This is a genomic window from Microcystis sp. LE19-131.1A, from assembly GCF_027532015.1.
GTDB lineage: Bacteria > Cyanobacteriota > Cyanobacteriia > Cyanobacteriales > Microcystaceae > Microcystis > Microcystis ichthyoblabe_A.
Genome location: NZ_JAPZSS010000019.1, coordinates 1 through 19,485, shown reverse-complemented (window position 1 = coordinate 19,485; position 19,485 = coordinate 1). Strand labels below are relative to the sequence as shown.

At 40.6% G+C, this 19,485-nt stretch carries 14 protein-coding genes, 1 tRNA gene, 4 pseudogenes and 1 CRISPR repeat array; of the genes and pseudogenes, 10 read left to right on the top strand and 9 right to left on the bottom strand.

Annotated elements, in window-relative coordinates; genetic code table 11:
* Window positions 1-96: 96 nt before the first annotated feature.
* From O9323_RS01850 to O9323_RS01815, 8 genes are all read left to right on the top strand, one after another.
* Window positions 97-699: a Uma2 family endonuclease gene (locus O9323_RS01850; RefSeq protein ID WP_149107009.1), complete on the top strand. Its 603-nt coding sequence runs from the start codon at window positions 97-99 to the stop codon at window positions 697-699.
* Window positions 700-714: 15 nt separating this feature from the next.
* Entirely contained in the window at window positions 715-1,746 is a 1,032-nt protein-coding gene (locus O9323_RS01845) for an SAVED domain-containing protein (RefSeq protein ID WP_149107010.1), read from the top strand.
* A gap of 7 nt (window positions 1,747-1,753) precedes the next feature.
* Window positions 1,754-3,178: a Cas10/Cmr2 second palm domain-containing protein gene (locus tag O9323_RS01840; RefSeq protein ID WP_288124607.1), complete on the top strand. Its 1,425-nt coding sequence runs from the start codon at window positions 1,754-1,756 to the stop codon at window positions 3,176-3,178.
* A 10-nt stretch (window positions 3,179-3,188) separates the two neighbouring features.
* Entirely contained in the window at window positions 3,189-4,172 is a 984-nt protein-coding gene (locus O9323_RS01835; protein ID WP_288124606.1) for a type III-B CRISPR module-associated Cmr3 family protein, read from the top strand.
* Between the two features lie 142 nt (window positions 4,173-4,314).
* Entirely contained in the window at window positions 4,315-4,440 is a 126-nt protein-coding gene (locus tag O9323_RS01830) for an AbrB/MazE/SpoVT family DNA-binding domain-containing protein (RefSeq protein ID WP_002757501.1), read from the top strand.
* 142 nt (window positions 4,441-4,582) lie between these two features.
* The gene (locus tag O9323_RS01825; RefSeq protein WP_288124605.1) at window positions 4,583-5,410 is read left to right on the top strand and encodes an RAMP superfamily CRISPR-associated protein; all 828 of its coding nucleotides are present in this window, start codon (window positions 4,583-4,585) and stop codon (window positions 5,408-5,410) included.
* A gap of 19 nt (window positions 5,411-5,429) precedes the next feature.
* The gene (locus O9323_RS01820; protein WP_002752858.1) at window positions 5,430-5,837 is read left to right on the top strand and encodes a hypothetical protein; all 408 of its coding nucleotides are present in this window, start codon (window positions 5,430-5,432) and stop codon (window positions 5,835-5,837) included.
* 5 nt (window positions 5,838-5,842) lie between these two features.
* The gene (locus O9323_RS01815; RefSeq protein WP_288124604.1) at window positions 5,843-7,459 is read left to right on the top strand and encodes an RAMP superfamily protein; all 1,617 of its coding nucleotides are present in this window, start codon (window positions 5,843-5,845) and stop codon (window positions 7,457-7,459) included.
* 447 nt (window positions 7,460-7,906) lie between these two features.
* A CRISPR array of direct repeats spans window positions 7,907-8,769; the repeat unit is 36 nt; unit sequence CCTTACCTATTAGGTCAAATAGGATTAGTTGGAAAC.
* Between the two features lie 185 nt (window positions 8,770-8,954).
* Here the strand turns inward: O9323_RS01815 and O9323_RS01810 are convergent.
* From O9323_RS01810 to der, 4 genes and pseudogenes are all read right to left on the bottom strand, one after another.
* A pseudogene (locus O9323_RS01810) lies at window positions 8,955-9,137 on the bottom strand (transglutaminase family protein); the annotation flags it as partial.
* Between the two features lie 37 nt (window positions 9,138-9,174).
* Window positions 9,175-10,439, bottom strand: a pseudogene (locus O9323_RS22795) (RNA-guided endonuclease InsQ/TnpB family protein).
* Between the two features lie 204 nt (window positions 10,440-10,643).
* Window positions 10,644-11,519: an energy-coupling factor transporter transmembrane component T family protein gene (locus O9323_RS01795; protein WP_002774784.1), complete on the bottom strand. Its 876-nt coding sequence runs from the start codon at window positions 11,517-11,519 to the stop codon at window positions 10,644-10,646.
* Between the two features lie 3 nt (window positions 11,520-11,522).
* Entirely contained in the window at window positions 11,523-12,881 is a 1,359-nt protein-coding gene (gene der, locus O9323_RS01790) for a ribosome biogenesis GTPase Der (RefSeq protein WP_002741006.1), read from the bottom strand.
* A 287-nt stretch (window positions 12,882-13,168) separates the two neighbouring features.
* Between der and O9323_RS01785 the strand changes: the two genes are divergently transcribed.
* On the top strand, window positions 13,169-13,639 hold the full coding sequence (locus O9323_RS01785) for a DUF4079 domain-containing protein (RefSeq protein WP_002741005.1): 471 nt from the start codon (window positions 13,169-13,171) through the stop codon (window positions 13,637-13,639).
* Window positions 13,640-13,686: 47 nt separating this feature from the next.
* Here O9323_RS01785 and O9323_RS01780 read toward each other — a convergent pair.
* The 4 genes and pseudogenes from O9323_RS01780 to O9323_RS01765 form a co-directional block, all read right to left on the bottom strand.
* A pseudogene (locus tag O9323_RS01780) lies at window positions 13,687-13,875 on the bottom strand (HepT-like ribonuclease domain-containing protein); the annotation flags it as partial.
* Window positions 13,860-14,190: pseudogene (locus O9323_RS01775) on the bottom strand (nucleotidyltransferase family protein). The pseudogenes O9323_RS01775 and O9323_RS01780, both read right to left, overlap by 16 nt.
* Window positions 14,191-14,401: 211 nt before the next feature.
* Window positions 14,402-17,410, bottom strand: coding sequence for a type ISP restriction/modification enzyme (locus O9323_RS01770; RefSeq protein ID WP_288124603.1), 3,009 nt, complete (start codon window positions 17,408-17,410; stop codon window positions 14,402-14,404).
* Between the two features lie 204 nt (window positions 17,411-17,614).
* Window positions 17,615-17,688 (bottom strand) — tRNA-Pro (locus O9323_RS01765).
* Window positions 17,689-17,759: 71 nt separating this feature from the next.
* On the opposite strand from O9323_RS01765, the gene lipA reads away from it, so the two are divergent.
* Window positions 17,760-18,665, top strand: coding sequence for a lipoyl synthase (gene lipA, locus O9323_RS01760; RefSeq protein ID WP_071590306.1), 906 nt, complete (start codon window positions 17,760-17,762; stop codon window positions 18,663-18,665).
* Here lipA and rdgB read toward each other — a convergent pair.
* Window positions 18,628-19,221 carry an RdgB/HAM1 family non-canonical purine NTP pyrophosphatase gene (gene rdgB, locus O9323_RS01755; protein ID WP_024969259.1) on the bottom strand — a complete coding sequence of 198 codons (594 nt, stop codon included), beginning with the start codon at window positions 19,219-19,221 and terminating at the stop codon, window positions 18,628-18,630. The genes lipA and rdgB overlap by 38 nt on opposite strands.
* Window positions 19,222-19,485 lie beyond the last annotated feature (264 nt).

Genomic DNA, 19,485 nt, shown 5'->3' with positions numbered 1-19,485 from the left:
TTAAGGATTTTTTAACCCCCAAAATCCCCCGATTCTGGCGAGCAATCAGTATCATGGATAACAACAACAAGCTTTAGGTCTAATCCGATAAAAATCATGACCTACCTATCTCCTAAATTATTCACTTTTGAAGACTTTTTAAACCAGTATGGAGATGACCCACGCTATCAATTAATTGACGGGGAGTTGCGAGACTTGGAACCCACTGGACCTCAGGAATCCGTAGCGGGAAAAATCGCAGGAAGACTGTGGGGAGAAATTTTTCGATTACATCTACCCTGGACAATTCCTAAAAACTGTTTGCTCCGTCCAGAATCGGGTCAAGCTACTGCTTTACGTCCCGATGTCATCATTTTGGATGAAGTGGACTTTAGCACCGAACCTCTCTGGGAAAAACAAGCAATTTTAACTAGCTCCCCAGCAATTAAATTAGTGGTAGAAGTGGTTAGTAGTAATTGGCAAGATGATTATGCACGCAAAGTTGAAGAATACTCATCTTTAGGTATTGCTGAATATTGGATTGTCGATTTTCGTGGATTGGGTGGCATCTCTTTTATCGGTAAACCCAAACAGCCTACTTTGACTATTTGTCAGCTAGAAGGTGATGAATATCAACAAAAATTATATCGTCTTTATGAGCGCATTAGTTCGGCAGTTTTTCCCGAATTGTCTCTGTGTCTTCTCGATATTATGCCCTAAATCTCTAGTAAAATTATGCTGAAATCTCTTAAAAATGTCCTGGGTAATCTGCGTCAATATCCCTATAATATTATCTTTAATCCCCTCACCAATGCAGCATTAGCCATCGCCGCTATTTTGGCACTAATTGCCGATCAATTTGGCCAGGGATATTATCTAATTTTTCTAATTACTTTGGCTCTAGTTATCATCGGTATCTGGCTAGAATCTCAGAAATACGACCTCTATAAACATCAGGCGATTCCTCTACCGATAGTGATTAAAATTGCTAATCCTGCCGATAGTAATAAGGCTCTGCAATCGCTTTTTAATATCATCGAAACAGAAAATAAATACAAAGATCATCAAAATAATCTTGACCAGTATCTCAATATTAGCGAAACAGATTTAATTTTTAACTACTCCTGTGATATTTATGATCAAGAAATGCTGAAAGCTTTTCTGCAAATACTCCGCTATAATCTAGAGAAACTTAAGAAAAAAACTCCCCAAAATACTATTATTTATCTTGCCTATATCGGTCCGATTAGCGTCGCTATTATGGTCGGCACTATTCTCGCTACCGAAGGAGTAAAAATCTTTCAATATAATAAATCTTCTGATAGTTATTATCCTGTGGTGGAAATTAGCGATCGCAAACTCAAAGAAGATATTAAGGAATACGAAAAATTTGAGCGTGTTGTCACCGAAAAAGGTCAAGACAGAGTAACTATAGCCATCGATGTTTCTTCCCATAAAATTAATCTTAATGATGAGAGTATTGAAAACTACGGCGATTTAATTTATCTGAAAAGTAAAGGCAGTGGTACAATTGAAAAAAATGAAGATTGGCTACAATATTCTAGAGAAATCTTTAAAACTATCAATATCGCTCAACAAAAAAACTATCAAGAGATTAAGCTAGTTTATTCCATGCCTATAACTTTGGGAATACTTGTCGGAATGGCCGTTCAACAATACTGGCCAATTCTCCTAACTCAATACGACAATTCTACCTACAGAAATCTTATTAATCTTCAGGAATTTAAACTTTATCGAGGACAATAAAGATAAAATGAACTATACTGTAATTACCTTTGCTCCTGTGCAAGGATTCATCGAAAAATCGCGTAAACTAAGGGACTTATACGGTGGTTCTTTTTTATTATCCTATCTTGCCGATGCTATCTGTCAGGCAGCGGATAAATATCCTGAATGTAGCCTTATTTCTCCGGCTTTAATTGACGTTAAAAGAGGAACTCCCAACCAAATCTTAATCGCGGGTAATTTTCCCAAAAAAGAGGCCGAACAAGTCTTCAATGACGCATGGCAAAAAGTGGTTAATAAGTGTCGGGTTTGGATTGAACAAAATTTACCACAATACAATTATACTTGGCGACGAGAATGGAACCTATGGATTAATCATACTTGGGAATTCTTCTGGGCGCAAGAGGACTCGATCGATTGTGCGTTTAAAAGTCTGCAACAGAAAAAATATCAACGAGATTGGACGGGAATTAATTGGCAAGGAGAAAGTTCTAGCTTATCGGGTTCCGATGCCATTGTTTGGTATGGAATGACGGATCAAACCCATCCTTTATATTCTAGTATTTCCCAACAAAATCAGCAAATCACTGAATTTTATCAGCAATTAAGTCAAAAACTTTCTAATGCTATCCTCGATGAAACCGAACGTCTTAGCATTCCCGAATTAGTCAAAAGAATGATTACATTATATGATATTGGCAAGCCTTTAAACCTAGAACTTCCTAAAAAATTTGTGGAACTAAATCGCTACGAGGAAAAATCCTATACAGGATGGTTTCAAGGGGACGGTGACGGGATGGGAAATTACCTAAAAAATCTGTCCATATCCTCAAGAAAAGAATTTAGTCAAAGAATGCGACAATGGGGAGAAGAACTAGAAAATTATCTTAACTTTGGTCGCATTATTTATGCGGGAGGAGATGACTTTCTAGGGGTTTTGTTTTCACAAAAATCCGAACCAAAATTAACCCTACAAGATTGTCTATATTGGTTTGATCAATTTCATCGAGAAATCTGGCCAAAACACGGTTATTCTCAGGATATAACTGTTAGCGTCGGTTTTGTTTGGGCAGCTTCAGGAGTTCCTCAGCGTGACATATTGCAACAATGTCGAGAAGCAGAAAAATCCGCTAAAAATCAAGGTAAAAATCGTCTCGCGGTGCGAATTCTTTTTAACAGTGGTAACTATTTAGAGTGGGTTTGTCCCTGGGAAAACTTAAAAGATATCCTCGATAGTTATTGCGATCGCAGTGAAGGAAAAAACTGGACACATTTCTATAATGATATAGCAACTTTAGAAAATCGCCGCGCTTTTACCGATGATAATCACGATATTGCCAATGCAGTTTTTAACCTTTATTTTAATCAAAATATACCCATCGATACCACCTCTCACCAAGATAAAAATAACTGGGTAATTAACCTCTCAAAAGTGGTCAATCATCTCACCTAAACATAGAAAAATGTTGCAATATCTGATCATAATTAAACCTTTGGGATTTCTCTACGGTAGCGCCGGTCCGTTTCTGTCTCCAGAAAATCTAGTTGGACGTTCAGGAAATCGTTTTCCCCCCACTGCTGCCACAGTTTCGGGACTATTTGCTCACAGCAATCCCACCAATATTCGCGATTTACAAATTGCCGGCCCTTTTTGGGCAAACAGTGAACAACCAGATAACTTTTTTGTCCCCACTCCCTTTATTTATCTGGCTAAAAAACCCCTCGCAAATTATTTTCAAGACCAAGAAAATAACGACAATGGAAAAATTCAACACACCTTAACATGGCAAGAAAAATGGCAAGAGAAAGACAGTAAACAAATTGAGGGAAAATTCGATCGAGATAGTTGGATTCCTATCAACCAATGGTATAATCCTCAAAAAGCCTATGGTTCTCCGTGGCAATATCATCCCCATCTCCATCCGCGTTTGTTAGAGGAGCAAAGAAAGGTAAAAACTGGAGAATTATTCCTCGAAAATGCCGTCCAGTTACATCCAGATGCTTGTCTAGTTTATTTAGCTAATCAACCCCTAGAAAATGGCTGGTATCGCTTTGGTGGAGAATCCCATCTAGTGGAAGTTAAATCACTTGAACTAAGCAGCCATCTCCAAACTTTATTTAATCAAGATGTCGGTCAATATTTTGCCCTCATTACTGCCGCAATCTGGGGAACAAATCGCCTATCAACTCGCAATCCCAGTGATTGGCAATTAGAAACCCTCAACACCGAAAGACCAATAACCTATCGTTATCGATTCGGAGGAAAAGATAAAGTTAAGCGCTTATCTAGGGGACGTTATGCAGTTCCCGCAGGAACAGTTTATCGCTTAAAAAACCCCTTACCATCTTGGGAAAATTGGCAGGAATCTTGGTTCCCCAGCGAAGGGGTTTCTCTCAAACGTTGGGGCTGCGGATTAGCCTTACCCTTAGAAAATATTGCCAAATAAAGCCTATAATTATTGAGTAGGGTAAATGAGACGAGAATAAGTGATAGCTATGGCAAAACTAAAAACTAGATTTACCCGAAAAGCTTTATTAGATTATTGAAAAAGTGGTAATAATCAAAGCTCAAAAATTAGCAAAAATAAAATGCTGCGTATGTTTTTAGATTTTTTGGTAGAAGATGCCTTTAAAAACCCTTCTTCTCTCACTCCTTACACAGAGGAAATGGCTAAAGAAATCGATGAATTATTAAAGGGTGTTGCAATTGATTAAGACTAAACCTATAGCTTTGTGCTGTCCTAATAGCCTAAATACCACGATCAAATATTAACAAAATCTTAGAAAATCCTGACATTAATGTTAACCTAGTTTAGAATAATCCCTAAGCATCTAAAATACTCACTTTTACCAAAAAATGTATCACAAAAGTTATGGCATACTTGAAACCTTAGCACCCCTTCATGTGGGAGCAACCGCAGGAGAAGAAACGGGTAATCTTAACCTCATTTTTCGTGACCAATTCACCCAAACAGCAATTATCCCCGGTAGTTCTATTCGCGGCCGTTTTCGTGCCGATATGAACAATATAGATGAAAAACGTACATGGTACGGACACGAAACAATCCCAGGACAAGAAGACGGAGGGACCACCGAAGCAAAAGTTAAATTTGAATATGCTTCCCTCGTTTGGTTGCCGGTATTTTGTCCCGGACAGCCGATAGTTTGGGTCACTTCTCCCCTATTATTAAAACGCTACAAACAAATCACGGGAATCTCTGCAAAAGTACCCAATCCCTATACTGCTTCCCCTAGTTTACAAGCGCGAGTAGTGCAGGGAGTTAACCGCAATAGCAAAGTTTTATTTTTTAACTTAGGATTTCTCGAAATTGAACACTTAGAGGAGCTTTCCCCCTGGATTCCCCCGCAAGCGGATTTAAAAGCTTCTCAATTAGTCGTCGTTGATGATAACGATATATCCATGCTGCACGATATGGCACTCTACCGACAAAGCCGGGTTAAACTACTAGAAGGTCAGAAAAAAGTGGATACAGAAAAAGGAGCTTTTTTCAATGTGGAAGCTTTACCCGTGGGTAGTATTTTAGTTTTTCCCATTGCTGGCAAAGAAACAGGATGGCAACCTTTTGGAGAATCGGTAAACCAAAAAGAATTATATTTCGGAGGATTAGAATCCATCGGTTTTGGTCGTTGCCAAGTTACTATTTTAAACTACGCTAATCAATAATTATATTTTATCTAATATTATGGCTTGGAAAGAATACAATCTCGATCGCATTGCTCAGAAATTAGTTCTCGCTGCCAAACTACGGGATCGAGATTCTCTCAATCAATCTTTTAAAATGCGTGAATCCGTTTCCTATGGACTAGAAAGATTCTGGGGTGAACATCTGCGCTTACAATCCAAGGAACCCAATAAGGCAAAATACTGGAAAGAAACTTGGGATAAATTAGTCGAAACCATGGCAGAAGCGGGGATTCCTATCCCTAACGATACCGTACAGGTAAATGATACCGAATCTGTTCAAGCAATGGCAGAAAAACTCTGGGAATTAAAGCTAGAAGACCAGAGAATTACCCTCGCTGTTTTAACGCAACTATGCGATTGTTTAGTTTGGTGGACTCAAAGATATAAAGGAACAAAGGAGCGATAAATTATATGGTTAATATTCCCGATATTGGTGACAAAATCCCCCTGATGTTTCGCGCACAAACCAAAGGGCGATCGCAATTACAATATATTGACTCTAAAAAAGATGAAAATGATAGCCAAAAATGGGTAAAGGAATGGATAGAACGAGTCGATGAAAATCCTCCCCAATTTGGTCAAGAAGTAAAAACCAAAGAATATCAAATATCGTGGCGATTCGTCACGAATGGGGGACAAGATGAAGGAATAATTCGGCCTGTAATGGGTGCTTATGGCATACCATTTTATCCCGGTTCCAGCATGAAAGGAGCCTTTTGTCAAGCTTGCACCCCCGAACAAAAACAACGTTATCACCTCGAAAAAGATAGCGATAACCCTAGTCTTTTGCGCTTCCATGGCGGTTATCCCGTTAATGATTGGACGGAAAATCTTTTAGATATTGTTCACCCGCAACAGGGATGGCAAGTAAAAACCCCAAACACTCGACAAAAACCCAGTGGAGAAAGTGGTTTTGCTTTAATTTCTCTCTATCAACCTACCCTAAAATTTGGCATTTCTACCTCAATAGAACAACCCGATTGGGAGGAGATTTGGACTATCTGGGAAAGAGCTTTAGAATCTGGTCTAGGATGCCGTGTTAGTAGCGGTTACGGCTTACCAAAAGACATTAAACCTTCAAAAGAACCTTTATATAAATGTTTTCTGAAAGGGCAAGTAATGGCTCCTAAAAGCCTCGATGGTGAAAAGGAATTTCGACCCAATATTTTTCGAGGAGCAATTCGCGGTCATGCCTTGCGTATTTTTGGCGGTTTAACTGATGCTAAAAATGCCGAAAAATTAGTTAATCAGCTATTTGGAGGAATTGACAGAGAAGCAACCCAAGGTTTACTAGCGATCGATTTTCGTGTCAATTCTCTAGAGTTAGGAACCTTTACCAATGGTTACAACGAACCCACCTACACAGTAACAGGAGAATTGCGCTGGATTATCACCCAATCTCTCCCCGAAAACCAGCAAGAATCCTTAAAAAAATTAATTTGTTTTCTCACTCGTTTTGCCATGTTATTAGGAGGATTTGGTAAATCATGGCGACGAGCAGATCATAGTATTTTCTATGAGGATTATTATCCCAATAAACCCTTAATTGGCTGTCATTGGCAATGGGGGGATAAAAGTTCTTTAATCAACGATAATAAAGTCAGAGATTTAACTCATGTTCATCCCTTTATCAAAGATGTTCGCACTATTGCTAAACAATGGATGTCCTTACAAAAAAATATCCCCATAACTCCTGATAATAGTGCTAACTGGCGAGAAAGTTGGCATCCTAAAAAAGTCGAGGTTTGGGGAAGAATTGCTGAAGACAAAGATGATTCCCTAGCCATCAAATGGCTTCACAAAGCCTATCAAAAACTGGATAATTTAAGTATCTATAAAACCTCGGTGACAGGAAGTATCAATCAAATTGGTCGTCTTTGGCATCGAATGTATCCCCAAAATAATCATCAATACCTAGAATTGTTAACAATTTTTCCTGATGACTCTGATGATTGTGCTTATTTTCTAGGTTTTCTAGACGAGAATAATGGTAAAGAGAGCAAATTTCAAAAACTTTGGCCGAAATAATCCCGTTCAAAGTTAAGTACCGCGCGCAAAATTAATTACACATTTCGATAAAGCTTTTGCCTTTTACCTCGACCAGATGCGGAAACTATACGCTAAAGTAATAGAAAGGGTCAATCCTCAAGAGGATGATGTACGCTTCTATGGGATTTCCGAAGAAGCAGTCTCTAGGGTGTTGGTAATTGGAGGTTCTCCTCCTCAACCACCCCCAACTGTCTATATCATCTAGCTTGTCCAAGAACTCTTGGCTGAAAATCGATGCACCCTCTCCCCGACTCCCAAAACCCCGATTTTCTGGTTGAGGTGTGTCGATTGCTCTCCCCGTCAGGGTTCTACCCTTTGGTATCGGGACTTTTGCCCCCCCACTACCACCTTTTTACCCTATGGATTGCAGGTGCGTCGATTTGGGGGTCTGTCTTCCCCTCTCGATAAGGCTTTCCAAGGGGTACTCCTTACCTATTAGGTCAAATAGGATTAGTTGGAAACAGAAATTTCTTCTTCAAATGCACGAAGAAATTTTCCTTACCTATTAGGTCAAATAGGATTAGTTGGAAACGTTCATCTGCAGCGCAGAGGCTGCATTGATATTTTTTTCCTTACCTATTAGGTCAAATAGGATTAGTTGGAAACCTCTCACCGCCAGTAGCAATGATCGCTTCTTCGTAGTCCCTTACCTATTAGGTCAAATAGGATTAGTTGGACACAAATCCGTATAGGACATTCCGCTTAATTGCAATAATCTATCAACCCTTACCTATTAGGTCAAATAGGATTAGTTGGAAACAGTATCGCTAATTCTTTTTCAATTACCTGATGACTGCAAACCTTACCTATTAGGTCAAATAGGATTAGTTGGAAACAGTACAAGATATTTGCTACTCGTTTTTAATTGGCAATCGTACCACCTTACCTATTAGGTCAAATAGGATTAGTTGGAAACAAAGAAGCAGAACCGATAAAATCTGTAAAGAAAGTATTTTACACCTTACCTATTAGGTCAAATAGGATTAGTTGGAAACAAGCGAAAATGCGCTATTGAAAATAAACTTTACCCCTTACCTATTAGGTCAAATAGGATTAGTTGGAAACAGAAGCATTGCTTGTCGCAATACTTTGCGGAGATCTAGGTTCCTTACCTATTAGGTCAAATAGGATTAGTTGGAAACTTTAGGGATAGTAACAGCATTATCGGCTAACTTAGCAGCCTTACCTATTAGGTCAAATAGGATTAGTTGGAAACGCTATCACCTCTAAAGTACCAGATGCCAGCGTTCGGCCCTTACCTATTAGGTCAAATAGGATTAGTTGGAAAGCAGAAAAAGGGTTTCTAAAAGAAACCCTTTTTCTAATAAATTGTGTAAAATATATCTTGACAAAAATCGATAAAAATGTTAGAACCTAACGGCAATCTTCGCTTTATTGCATGAGTAGAAAATGGGTTTCTCCGAGAAACCCGTTTTCTGCGATCGCCAGTCAAGGAAAAACCCGATAATTCAACCTATTCCCTCGGATCAAAATCTGGCAGCGTCCCCAGCTTGCGAATGGTTACGTTAACATCCATAGACAAAAAGTCATCAGCATCACCAAACCAAGAACCGGAAAGAGGTATGATTTGGCCGGGATGACGAGCGATCGCCACTCGAATTAAATCAAAGCCGGCGGTAATTTGATTAGTCGGATCTTGACATCCTCGCCGCCGTAAAACGGACGGTGATTCCTCACCACGCCACTTTTTTAGAATGGTCGCTGAATGGGGTTGACGCGACCCGGGATGCTGCTTCTTTAACAGAAGTCTTACGCTTTCCGACCCGTCCGTTTAAAGTCTCCGAATGTCCTCCGGCGACCTTGATATTTACCGCAGCGTTTACATCTCGATCATGAAAAGTTCCACAGAAAAGACATTCCCACTCACGGATATTTAACGCCTTTTTCCCGCCGATATTCCCGCAACAGGAACATCGCTGAGACGTTGGTTCCCATCGGGAAATTATCCGAAAATTACGCCCATATTTATCGGACTTTGCTGATAGCATATCTCGAAAAGAACGCCATCCTAAGTCTGATATAGCACGGGATAGCTTACGATTTTTAACCATTCCCGATGTGTTTAAATCCTCTAAAATTATCGTTTGATTTTCACGAACAATTCGAGTGGATAGTTTATGCAAGAAATCAGTCCGAGTGTCCTTAATCTTTGCGTGGATTTTAGCTACTCGTTTTCTGGCTTTTTCCCGTCGTTTACTTTCTTTCTGTTTTCTAGAAAGGTTTCTCTGCGCTTTCTTAAGCCGTTTTAATCGTTTCTTTAACGGTTTTGGTGCGTTGATCTTTTCCCCTGTGTCTAATGTGGCAAAAGTAGCAATCCCTAGTCAGTAATCAGTAATCAGTAACCAGTAATCAGTGAAAAGAAAGCTCCGAACTTGCCACTTGATACTACTAACTGAAAACTCAAACCTGATAACTGATAACTGATAACTACTAACTGATAACTACTAACTGATAACTCAAACCTGATAACTGATAACTGATAACTGATAACTGATAATGGACGACTCCAAACGACTTTTAAATCACCGATTTTTGCTAAAGTAACGTGGTGTTGATTGACGGTAAAACCATTATCGGTAAATCTTGCTGATTGTTTAGATTTACGTTTTTTAAATTTAGGAGGTTTGACTTTATTTCCTTTTCTTTCTCCCTTACAAGATGCAAAAAAGTTAGAGTAGGCAGTCTCTAAATCTCTTAAAGACTGTTGCAAAGGAATAGAAGAAACTTCAGTTAACCAGTTTTTTTCTTCGGTTTTTTTAATCTGAGTTAGTCTTTTGGACAACTCTGTATATTTTGGCTTTTTCTCTCCTTGTCGATAGAGTTCTTGGCAGTAAGCTAAGGTATTGTTCCAGACAACACGCACACAACCGAACAATTGAGACAAAAGCCTCTTTTGTTGGTTGGTTGGGTAAATGCGGTATTGATACCTTGCTTTCATTGAGTTAAAATATGTGTGTCTGCATTCTATTTTAACTAGATCTATCAATAATGTCAAGTCGGTTGCGCTCATGAAAGACACTCTATAATCAGTGATCAGTAAACAGTAAACAGTAAACAGTAAAAAGTAAAAAGACAGTAGGAAACTTCTATTTAATACTGCACACTTAAAAACTCACATCTGATAACTGATAACTGATAACTGCTATAAACCCCCCCAAACTAATCGGGCTGCCCAAAAGGGAATTAACAAAAATAAAGCGATAAAATCAGCCCATCTTAACTTTAATTCGTGCCAGCGTACTTGATGCTGATTGGGACTGGTAAAACCGCGAACCTCCATAGCGATCGCTATTTGTTCGGCACGCAAAAGCAAATTATCTAGTAATTTTTCCACTACTGTTAACCAGACGTTTAAACTTCTTTTAATCCCTAATTTTTGCCAATCGATCGCCCTAGTTCGCACTGCCCTGGCTAGATTTTGCACTTCTTCTAAAACCAGAGGAATAAAGCGTAAAGAGAGGGTCAGAGTCAGAGAAATTTCCGTCACCGGCACATTAAATCGCCGTAAAGGACTCATTAAATTCTCTAAACCTTCGGTAATTTCTTCCGGGGCCGTCGTCAATAAAAAGAGATTAGTGCTATAAATCAAAGTAAAAATTAGGGTACTAATTCTCACTGCTAATTCCAAAGAACGTCGGGTAACAAATAAACGACCTCTATCCCATAAAACATACTGATAATCACTTGCTGGCGGTAAATTCAGCCCTTCCTCCGGTAAACGCGGCTGAATACTCACCCCTAAACCATCGGGAGTGATAGCAGTAATCAGAAAGACGATAATCGCTAAAAATATCAGCCAGCCCATCTGTTGCCGCCAGACGCGGGGGGGAATAGGGGCCAACAGGGTTAACAACATTAACAATCCCACCAAAGCTAAACGCCACCAAGGATTAGCCAATAAAGGTGCTGCTAAAAAAGCCATTAACCAGATAAATTTTACCCGCGCATCTAGTTGATGTAGTCGGGTAATCGGTTGATCGAGATAAAGACCGATGGGCAAACTTCGCAATAAATCCATAAATTAGACCTTGGTGGCTCTATTAACCGTTTTTTCCACTTCTCGCGCCGGTTTGCCGCGCCAGATTAAGCGGATCGGGGTTCCTTTAAAGCCTAACTGTTGCCGGAATTGCCCTTCGATGTAACGGCGATAGTTATCATTAAAGCGCTGGGGATCGTTAACGAAAAGGGCGATCGTGGGGGGTTGACTCGATACTTGCGTGCCATAGTATAGTTTCCCCTGTTTTCCGCCCCTGGTGGTGGGGGGATTGTGCCACTTAACCGCATCTTCGATTACATCGTTGATTACCGAGGTACTGACGCGACGACGGTGAGATTCGGCGGCAATATCGACTAATTCGAGGATTTTGGTGACTCTTTGCCCCGTCATGGCGCTGACAAAGATCATTTCTGCCCAATCCATGAAATACAGCCGATCTTGGAGCATTTTGGTGTAAGTATTGATGGTGTAGGTGTCTTTCTCCACCGCATCCCATTTATTGACTACTAGCACCACCGCACGCCCTTCTTCGATGATTCGTCCTGCTAATTTTAAATCCTGTTCGGTGACACCATCTAGCACATCGATGACGAATAACACCACGTCAGACCGGCGAATGGCCTTAAAAGCACGGTTAATACTGAAAAATTCGGCTCCATAGTCCACATTCTTCTTACGGCGAATGCCAGCGGTGTCAATTAACCGATACACCTGTCCTTCTCGTTCAATTAAAGTATCGATCGAGTCTCTGGTAGTTCCCGAAATCGGACTAACGATCGCCCGTTGTTGTCCAGTTAAAGCATTGAGGAGACTGGATTTACCCACGTTAGGACGACCGATAATTGCCACTTTAATCTCTTCATTTTCGGGAATTTCCGCCCCGGGTGGCAAATATTTAATCAGAGCATCAAGTAGTTCACCTGTACCAGAGCCGTGAATGGCCGAGATGGGGAAGGGTTCACCGATGGCTAATTCCCAGAATTCCGTCGCTTGCAGGATACCCTGTTCCACCGATTCACATTTATTAACTGCCAAAAGTATCGGCACATTTTGCTGTCGTAACCAAGCGGCAATTTCTCGATCGCCGGCGGTAATTCCTGCCTGGCCATCGACGACAAAAATCGCCACACTTGCCTCTGCTAGGGCGATTAAAGCCTGTTCGCGGATTAAAGGGAGAAATTCGCTGTCATCGTTAAAAACTAGCCCTCCTGTATCGACAATTTGAAAATCTCGATCGCACCAGAAAGCCGGTTGATAGGTGCGATCTCTGGTAATCCCGGGTTGATCAAAAACGATCGCCTGTTGATCTCCAGCGATACGATTGACGAGGGTAGATTTGCCCACATTGGGACGACCGATAATAGCGACGACAGGCAGTTTCATAAAGGGAGGAGGGGACGGAAATTAAAGACCCAATATTCTATCATAGCGATTTGCGATCGACCTTGGTTGATTTGAACGTTGGTTTACACAAAGGTAGTAGTGATGGAGATAGGAGTCGGTCGTCAGGATTCAGGAGACTATTTCTATTTATTCTCCCCATACCCCCTTCTCCTATAGCTTTTAAACGGGATTTAGTATGACAGGTCTAATGACCCAGAAAACAAGGAAGCGCGAGCGATTCATGTTAATTTTTATTAAGAAGCGATCTTTGATGAGAACAGACAACTATGAACTTCGAGATTCCCAGTGCCGTAAAAACTTGGTCACAATTTGGCCATCCCATTTTAATGTGGGTTTTATTAGGATTAACTATCTATGCGCTCTATTCGGGGCTACAATGGCGACGGACGCGGACAGCAGATAAAGACCTAAAAAAAGAATTATTGCCCAAAAATTTTCGCACTAAACACTATCAAATTGGCTCCCTAATCCTCGCTTTAATGGTGTTGGGGACGATCGGAGGTATGGCGGTGACTTATATTAATAACGGTAAATTATTTGTTGGTCCCCATCTGCTGGCCGGTTTAGGGATGGTGGGTTTAATCTCAATCAGTGCCGCTTTAGTACCTTTAATGCAAAAAGGCAACGAATTGGCTAGAATCACCCATATTACCCTTAATGCCGTCATTTTAGGTCTTTTTGGCTGGCAAGCCTTCACAGGAATGGATATAGTCCAGCGTATTCTCAGCAAAATGTGAGAAAACCTGAACAGAGAGGATGCGTCTGATGACGCATCTCACCGAACGCTGGCATCTCGCCAAGGAACTTCGGGGTATCTTCCTGGAAATTCTTGAGAAGTTGCTCTCGCTGCTTCACCAATAATTTGTCAATGATAGACAATCCAAGTTTGAATTAATTCTTGTTGTTCAAACACGGTTTTTCCCTGTGGAGCATACTTTTCTACACGCTCAATTGCTTCTAAAATATCCCGCAAGCGTTCGGTATCATCTCTCCTAGTGGTATTGCTTCTTTAAGTACCCGCTCTCTGATTCTATCTTTAAGTCCCTGTTCGGTAACAATATCAACTTTGCCGCCTAACAAAGCTTCCAGTTCTCGAATTAACGGCAAAGGAAACCAGGAACTCCGACGTTCGCTACAATAATCAATTAATAAATCAATATCGCTTTTTTCGCCAGCTTCTCCCCGTGCGACAAAACCAAAGATTCGCACGTTATTCGCGCCGTGTTTAGCAGCAATAAATAGCAATGATTTTTTCTCGTTTGTTTTTGAGTAATTCCTCAATTTTCATGATCTAAGTAGGTAGGCGTTAAAAGTTGTCAGATGCCCCCCTTATCAAGGGGGGATTAAGGGGGGATCCCCACCCCCCTTATCAAGGGGGGCAGGGGGGATCGAACCTAAAATCGATTTTTAATTTAATTATAACCAGCTACTTAGGGTTTGCGGCAAAAAGTTTTTACTGGAGGCAGAATGTAGAATAAAATTTCCCGGAAGCAATCTTTTTAATCTCTCATCGCTTCTATTATTTTCATGGTTTCGACGCTGACAGTACAGACTCTTTGCAGTAAGTCAATTACTGTTTCTTTATAATCGGCAAAGCGATAATTATTAAATCTTTCGGCGATGGTTTGATCTTTGGGTTTCTTTTCCTTATATTGATCTAATATCCATTCTAGGGCCGAACGATTACCGAGTTTATATTCCCAGGCAATTTTGGGAATATCTTGTAGGAAAGTGACATCATCAAGGTTGATGGAATTTTTTTCTCGGTCAGCTTTTAGTTTAGTTTTCGGTTTGAGGTTATTATTAGTATCAATGCGGGTTAGTGGGTAGGGTGCGACGGTTTCATAGTTGATATGTAATTCTATTAGTTTGCTTCCCCATTCTACCCATTGAGAGAAGTTATCATAAAAGGGAAGTCGCGGAAATTCTCGCTTAAGATTTAATTCGTATTTACTGCGATATTCTGGGTAGTGGAGGACTGCATAAGTGTAGTGGAAGATATCGAGTTTGGTGATGGTTTTATCGTTGTAATGTTTTTGGAATTGTTGCAATCCCCAATCGGTGATATTATCGATGCGGTTTCCTTCTTTTTCGTAGTAGTAGAGGGGGAGACATTGGGTACTACCCCCACTAACTAGCAAACAAGCAAGATCAATAATATGATTTGATACAAGAGATACAAATTTGTCTGAACCGACATTTAAGCCAATTATGATATTATTAAATTCATTGTTAAAAATATTAAACCATTGATAAGTCATTCCGTTGAAATGCTTGTCAAAATAGAGCCATTGTTTTGTGTATGGACGATAATAACTCATCAACATATTAGCATCGTTAAATACCTTTGATATTCTTTTAGAAAGATACTTAGTTAATTCTCGATCCCACTTAATCTGATTTCGTTCTTGATAATTTTCATCTTTAAAAGTTCTCTGATAAACATCTATACAAAATCTCATTTTTGCCTCTAGCGTATCTCTTGAAAAATCATAAACCCACTCATCTCTTGTTGTTTCTACTCCTCTTGAAAACAACTTAAACACAGCTTTCTCAGACTTGCCACTTTTTACCTCCTTATCAATCAAGGGTAGCAGTTGATCAAAATCATTATCTGATTGTTCAATCCAGTTATGCTTTTTATCTGGGATGATATGCTCGAAGCAAACATTACTAAATTTATTACTCTGTAAATAAGACAATTTAACTTCTCGCAACTCATGAACATGAAAAGGATCAGCATAGAAAGTTTTATTTCCAGTTGCTTGACTGTCTTTAACTAAAAACAGGATAGCAATACCAGTCATTGCAGCAGTACCAAAAATTGTATGTTTTTCACAGATAAAAATCCCATCTTTCCCTGATATTTTCCTGACATTACCACCTAAATCTATAAAATAAGCGCAAGTAAATTCTTCTTCAATACATTTTCTAAACCCATCAAAAGAACGAGCATCTAAAAAGGAAGAATTACAGATAAACGCTATTATACCATCTTTATTTAATCGATCAGAAGCCCAACGAAAGAAGCGAGAATACATATCATATAGCTTTGTCTTCTGCGCTGTACTCTCTTCGATGTAAGTATCCTTAATGCGCTTATCAATAGCAGGATACTTCCGATTTTTATTATTGTCATTCTCATTTTGCTGATTAGCATTATAAGGAGGATTACCAATAATTACAGAAATATTGCGGTCATTTTGATTTTGAATGCGTTGGGTATTCTCCACCGACATGGCAAATAAATCCATCTGCTTGAGATGAAAAGCAGCATGGTCCAGGGTATCCACAAAACAGATATGCTCAAACTCCTCATACTCACCCATCTTCTGCTTGTAGGTGAACTCAATATTTAAATTAGCAATATAATAAGGCAGAATTGCCACCTCATTACAGTGCATCTCATGCTTATACTTGTACCGTAACTTATCCTTCGGTAAATACTCAATCAACTCCGTCACAAAAGTTCCTGTCCCCGTCGCCGGATCTAAAATTTCTACTCCTGGATCCGCCAACAACTTACCAAAATGCTTGTGGACTAAATAATCGACACTTTCAATCATAAAACGGACAATTTCATTGGGTGTATAGACAATTCCCAACCGGTCCGCCGCTTTCGGATTGTATGCTTTATAAAAATTCTCATAAATCGCCTTGAGAAACTTCTGCTTCTCGTGGTGATTGTAAATATTCGCCGCCGTCCGCCGAATTACCGCATAATAACGTTCAATAGTCCCTAAAGTATTGCGCTTAGTATTACCAGTAAAGAAAGTTTCAATCACTCCCTGTAATTCCCTGGCGATATTATTTTCCCGGTGAAACTGAGACTCATTAAAAATATTGATAAAAATATCCTCTGTCAGGATGTGCTGAATAATCATCTCCCGCACATCTTCCAGACTAATTTCTGGATTGATTGACTTGCGACAAATCTCTAAAAAATTGTCCCGCGCTGTCACAAAATTCCGATTCGTCTCCGATTGCAACGCAATTAAACCCCGCAACGCTTCTAAAATTGTTGGTAAATCTTCCTTAAAACTATCAATCGCCTCTCGAAAATCCTCAACCTCCGGACGTACATAATTAATAAAAGCATTAATAATCCCATCCAAAGCCTCATCATCGCGCATGGAGACGCGCAGTCTTTCCTCTCCTCCTTGAATTAAAACCGCCGTCTGGGAATCTTCAAATAAAATATTGTCATTGGGGTAGCCTTTCGCCAACTTCTTCTCAATTTCTTCATCTAAATTATCGTATTGATCCTTACTTTCCCAATATCCCCAATCTAACCGTAAAGCATCCTTAACCGTCCCGTCAGGATAGACAACTTTTCCCGACTTAGTGCGATAATCCAACTCCGGAATTAACAAAAAATCCCGCGCCTTGCAATAGTCATTTAACAAATTCTGAAAAGCGACTCTAATCGAAGTTTCCTTGCGACTTCCGCCATATTGGACAATCTTTTCAACTTCCGTCTGATACTGGCTGATTAATAATCTAGACATTGGCTTAGAGGAGGTAAATTAAGTAGTTATAATCAAATAGAAGATAGATTTTGGACTCTGATCCCCCCTGCCCCCCTTGATAAGGGGGGTGCCGATAGGCGGGGGGATCTACCCTTGATAAGGGGGGTGCCGATAGGCGGGGGGATCTACCCTTGATAAGGGGGGTGCCGATAGGCGGGGGGATCTACCCTTGATTGTCTTTAATCGGGATGACAGGATTCGAACCTGCGGCCCCTTCGTCCCGAACGAAGTGCGCTACCAAGCTGCGCTACATCCCGAAAGTTTTCAGCTAAATTATCATAGCATATTCGGCCTTGATTGGGTCGAGACTTGCTAGGATATTAGGGATATAGGCAAAAATTATCGGAGTAATTCAGGCGTGACGGTCAAACCAGAGTGGTTACGGGTAAAAGCACCGCAATGGCAACGAGTCGGCAGTGTTAAGGAGGTTTTACGCGATTTAGGCTTAAATACCGTTTGTGAGGAGGCTTCCTGTCCCAATATCGGCGAATGTTTCCACGCGGGGACGGCTACCTTTTTAATTATGGGTCCTGCTTGCACTCGCGCCTGTCCTTACTGTGACATCGATTTTGAGAAAAAACCGCAACCTTTAGACTCCACGGAACCCCTGCGACTAGCGGCAGCCGTGCAACGTCTTGATCTTAATCATGTAGTGATCACTTCTGTCAATCGCGATGATTTGGCTGATGGTGGCGCTAGTCAATTTGTCCGTTGTATCGAGGAAATTCGCCGCATTTCTCCAAAAACCACCATCGAAGTGCTGATTCCCGATCTTTGCGGCAATTGGCAGGCTTTAGCTTTAATTCTTGCTGCTAAACCTGAAGTTTTAAACCACAATACCGAAACTGTCCCCCGTCTCTATCGTCGCGTGCGTCCCCAGGGTGATTACCAGCGTTCTCTAGAATTATTGCAGCGCGCTCGCGCCATTGTTCCCGCTACCTACACAAAATCGGGCATTATGGTGGGATTGGGGGAAACCGACGAGGAAGTGCGGCAAGTGATGGGCGATTTAAGGGCTGTCGATTGTGATATTCTCACCATCGGGCAGTATCTGCAACCATCGCCAAAACATCTCGGTGTGCAGGAATTTATTACCCCTGAACAGTTCCAAGCTTGGCGCCAATACGGTGAGTCGCTGGGATTTTTACAAATTGTTGCGAGTCCCTTGACAAGAAGCTCTTATCATGCTGAACAAGTCAGAGCCTTGATGAATTTGTACCCGCGAGAGTCTTGAGATGGGGCAGCAATTGCTGAAAAGCTCGTCCTCGGTGGCTGATTTTTCTTTTTAATTCCGGAGACATTTCCGCAAAGGTTAAAGCGTATTCGGGAACATAAAAAATCGGATCGTAACCAAAACCACCCTCACCCCTAGGACTGGTGAGAATTTCTCCCGTACAGATTCCTGTGGCGCTCAAGGCAATCTCACCATCGGGACGGGCGATCGCAATTACACAGACAAAACGGGCCGAACGATCCTGATTATCTCCTAATTCTCTGACGAGGCGATCGATTCTTTCTCGATCATTTTCACCATAGCGGGCTGAGTAAATCCCCGGGGCATTTCCTAACCCGGTTACTTCCAATCCCGAATCATCGGCGATCGACCATTCTCCCAATGTTAGGGCAATTTGAGCAGCTTTTAAATAGGCATTTTCGGCAAAAGTCGCCCCTGTTTCCTCTATCTCTAAATCATCGGGTTTTAACTGCAATTCTAGGTCGATATCAGTTAAGTATTCCCCTATCTCTGCCAATTTACCCGGATTACTCGTGGCTAGAATTAATTTTTTCATTGGCATTTTATCTCAGTGATCAGTGATCAGTTACCAGATGTGAGGTTTCAGCTTGCTAGACCTCCAGCTAAGTAGCTGGTTATAATTAAATTAAAAATGGATTTTAGGTTCGATCCCCCCTGCCCCCCTTATTAAGCTATCCATTAGTCACATCTTTCTTAACATAAAATTTGACAAAAAGAGAAAAGTGTGCAAGATGGCTCAAGGAGGTTCTATGGGGGGACTAATTTGATGAGATAGTTTCCAAGTCTGGCTGATATCATG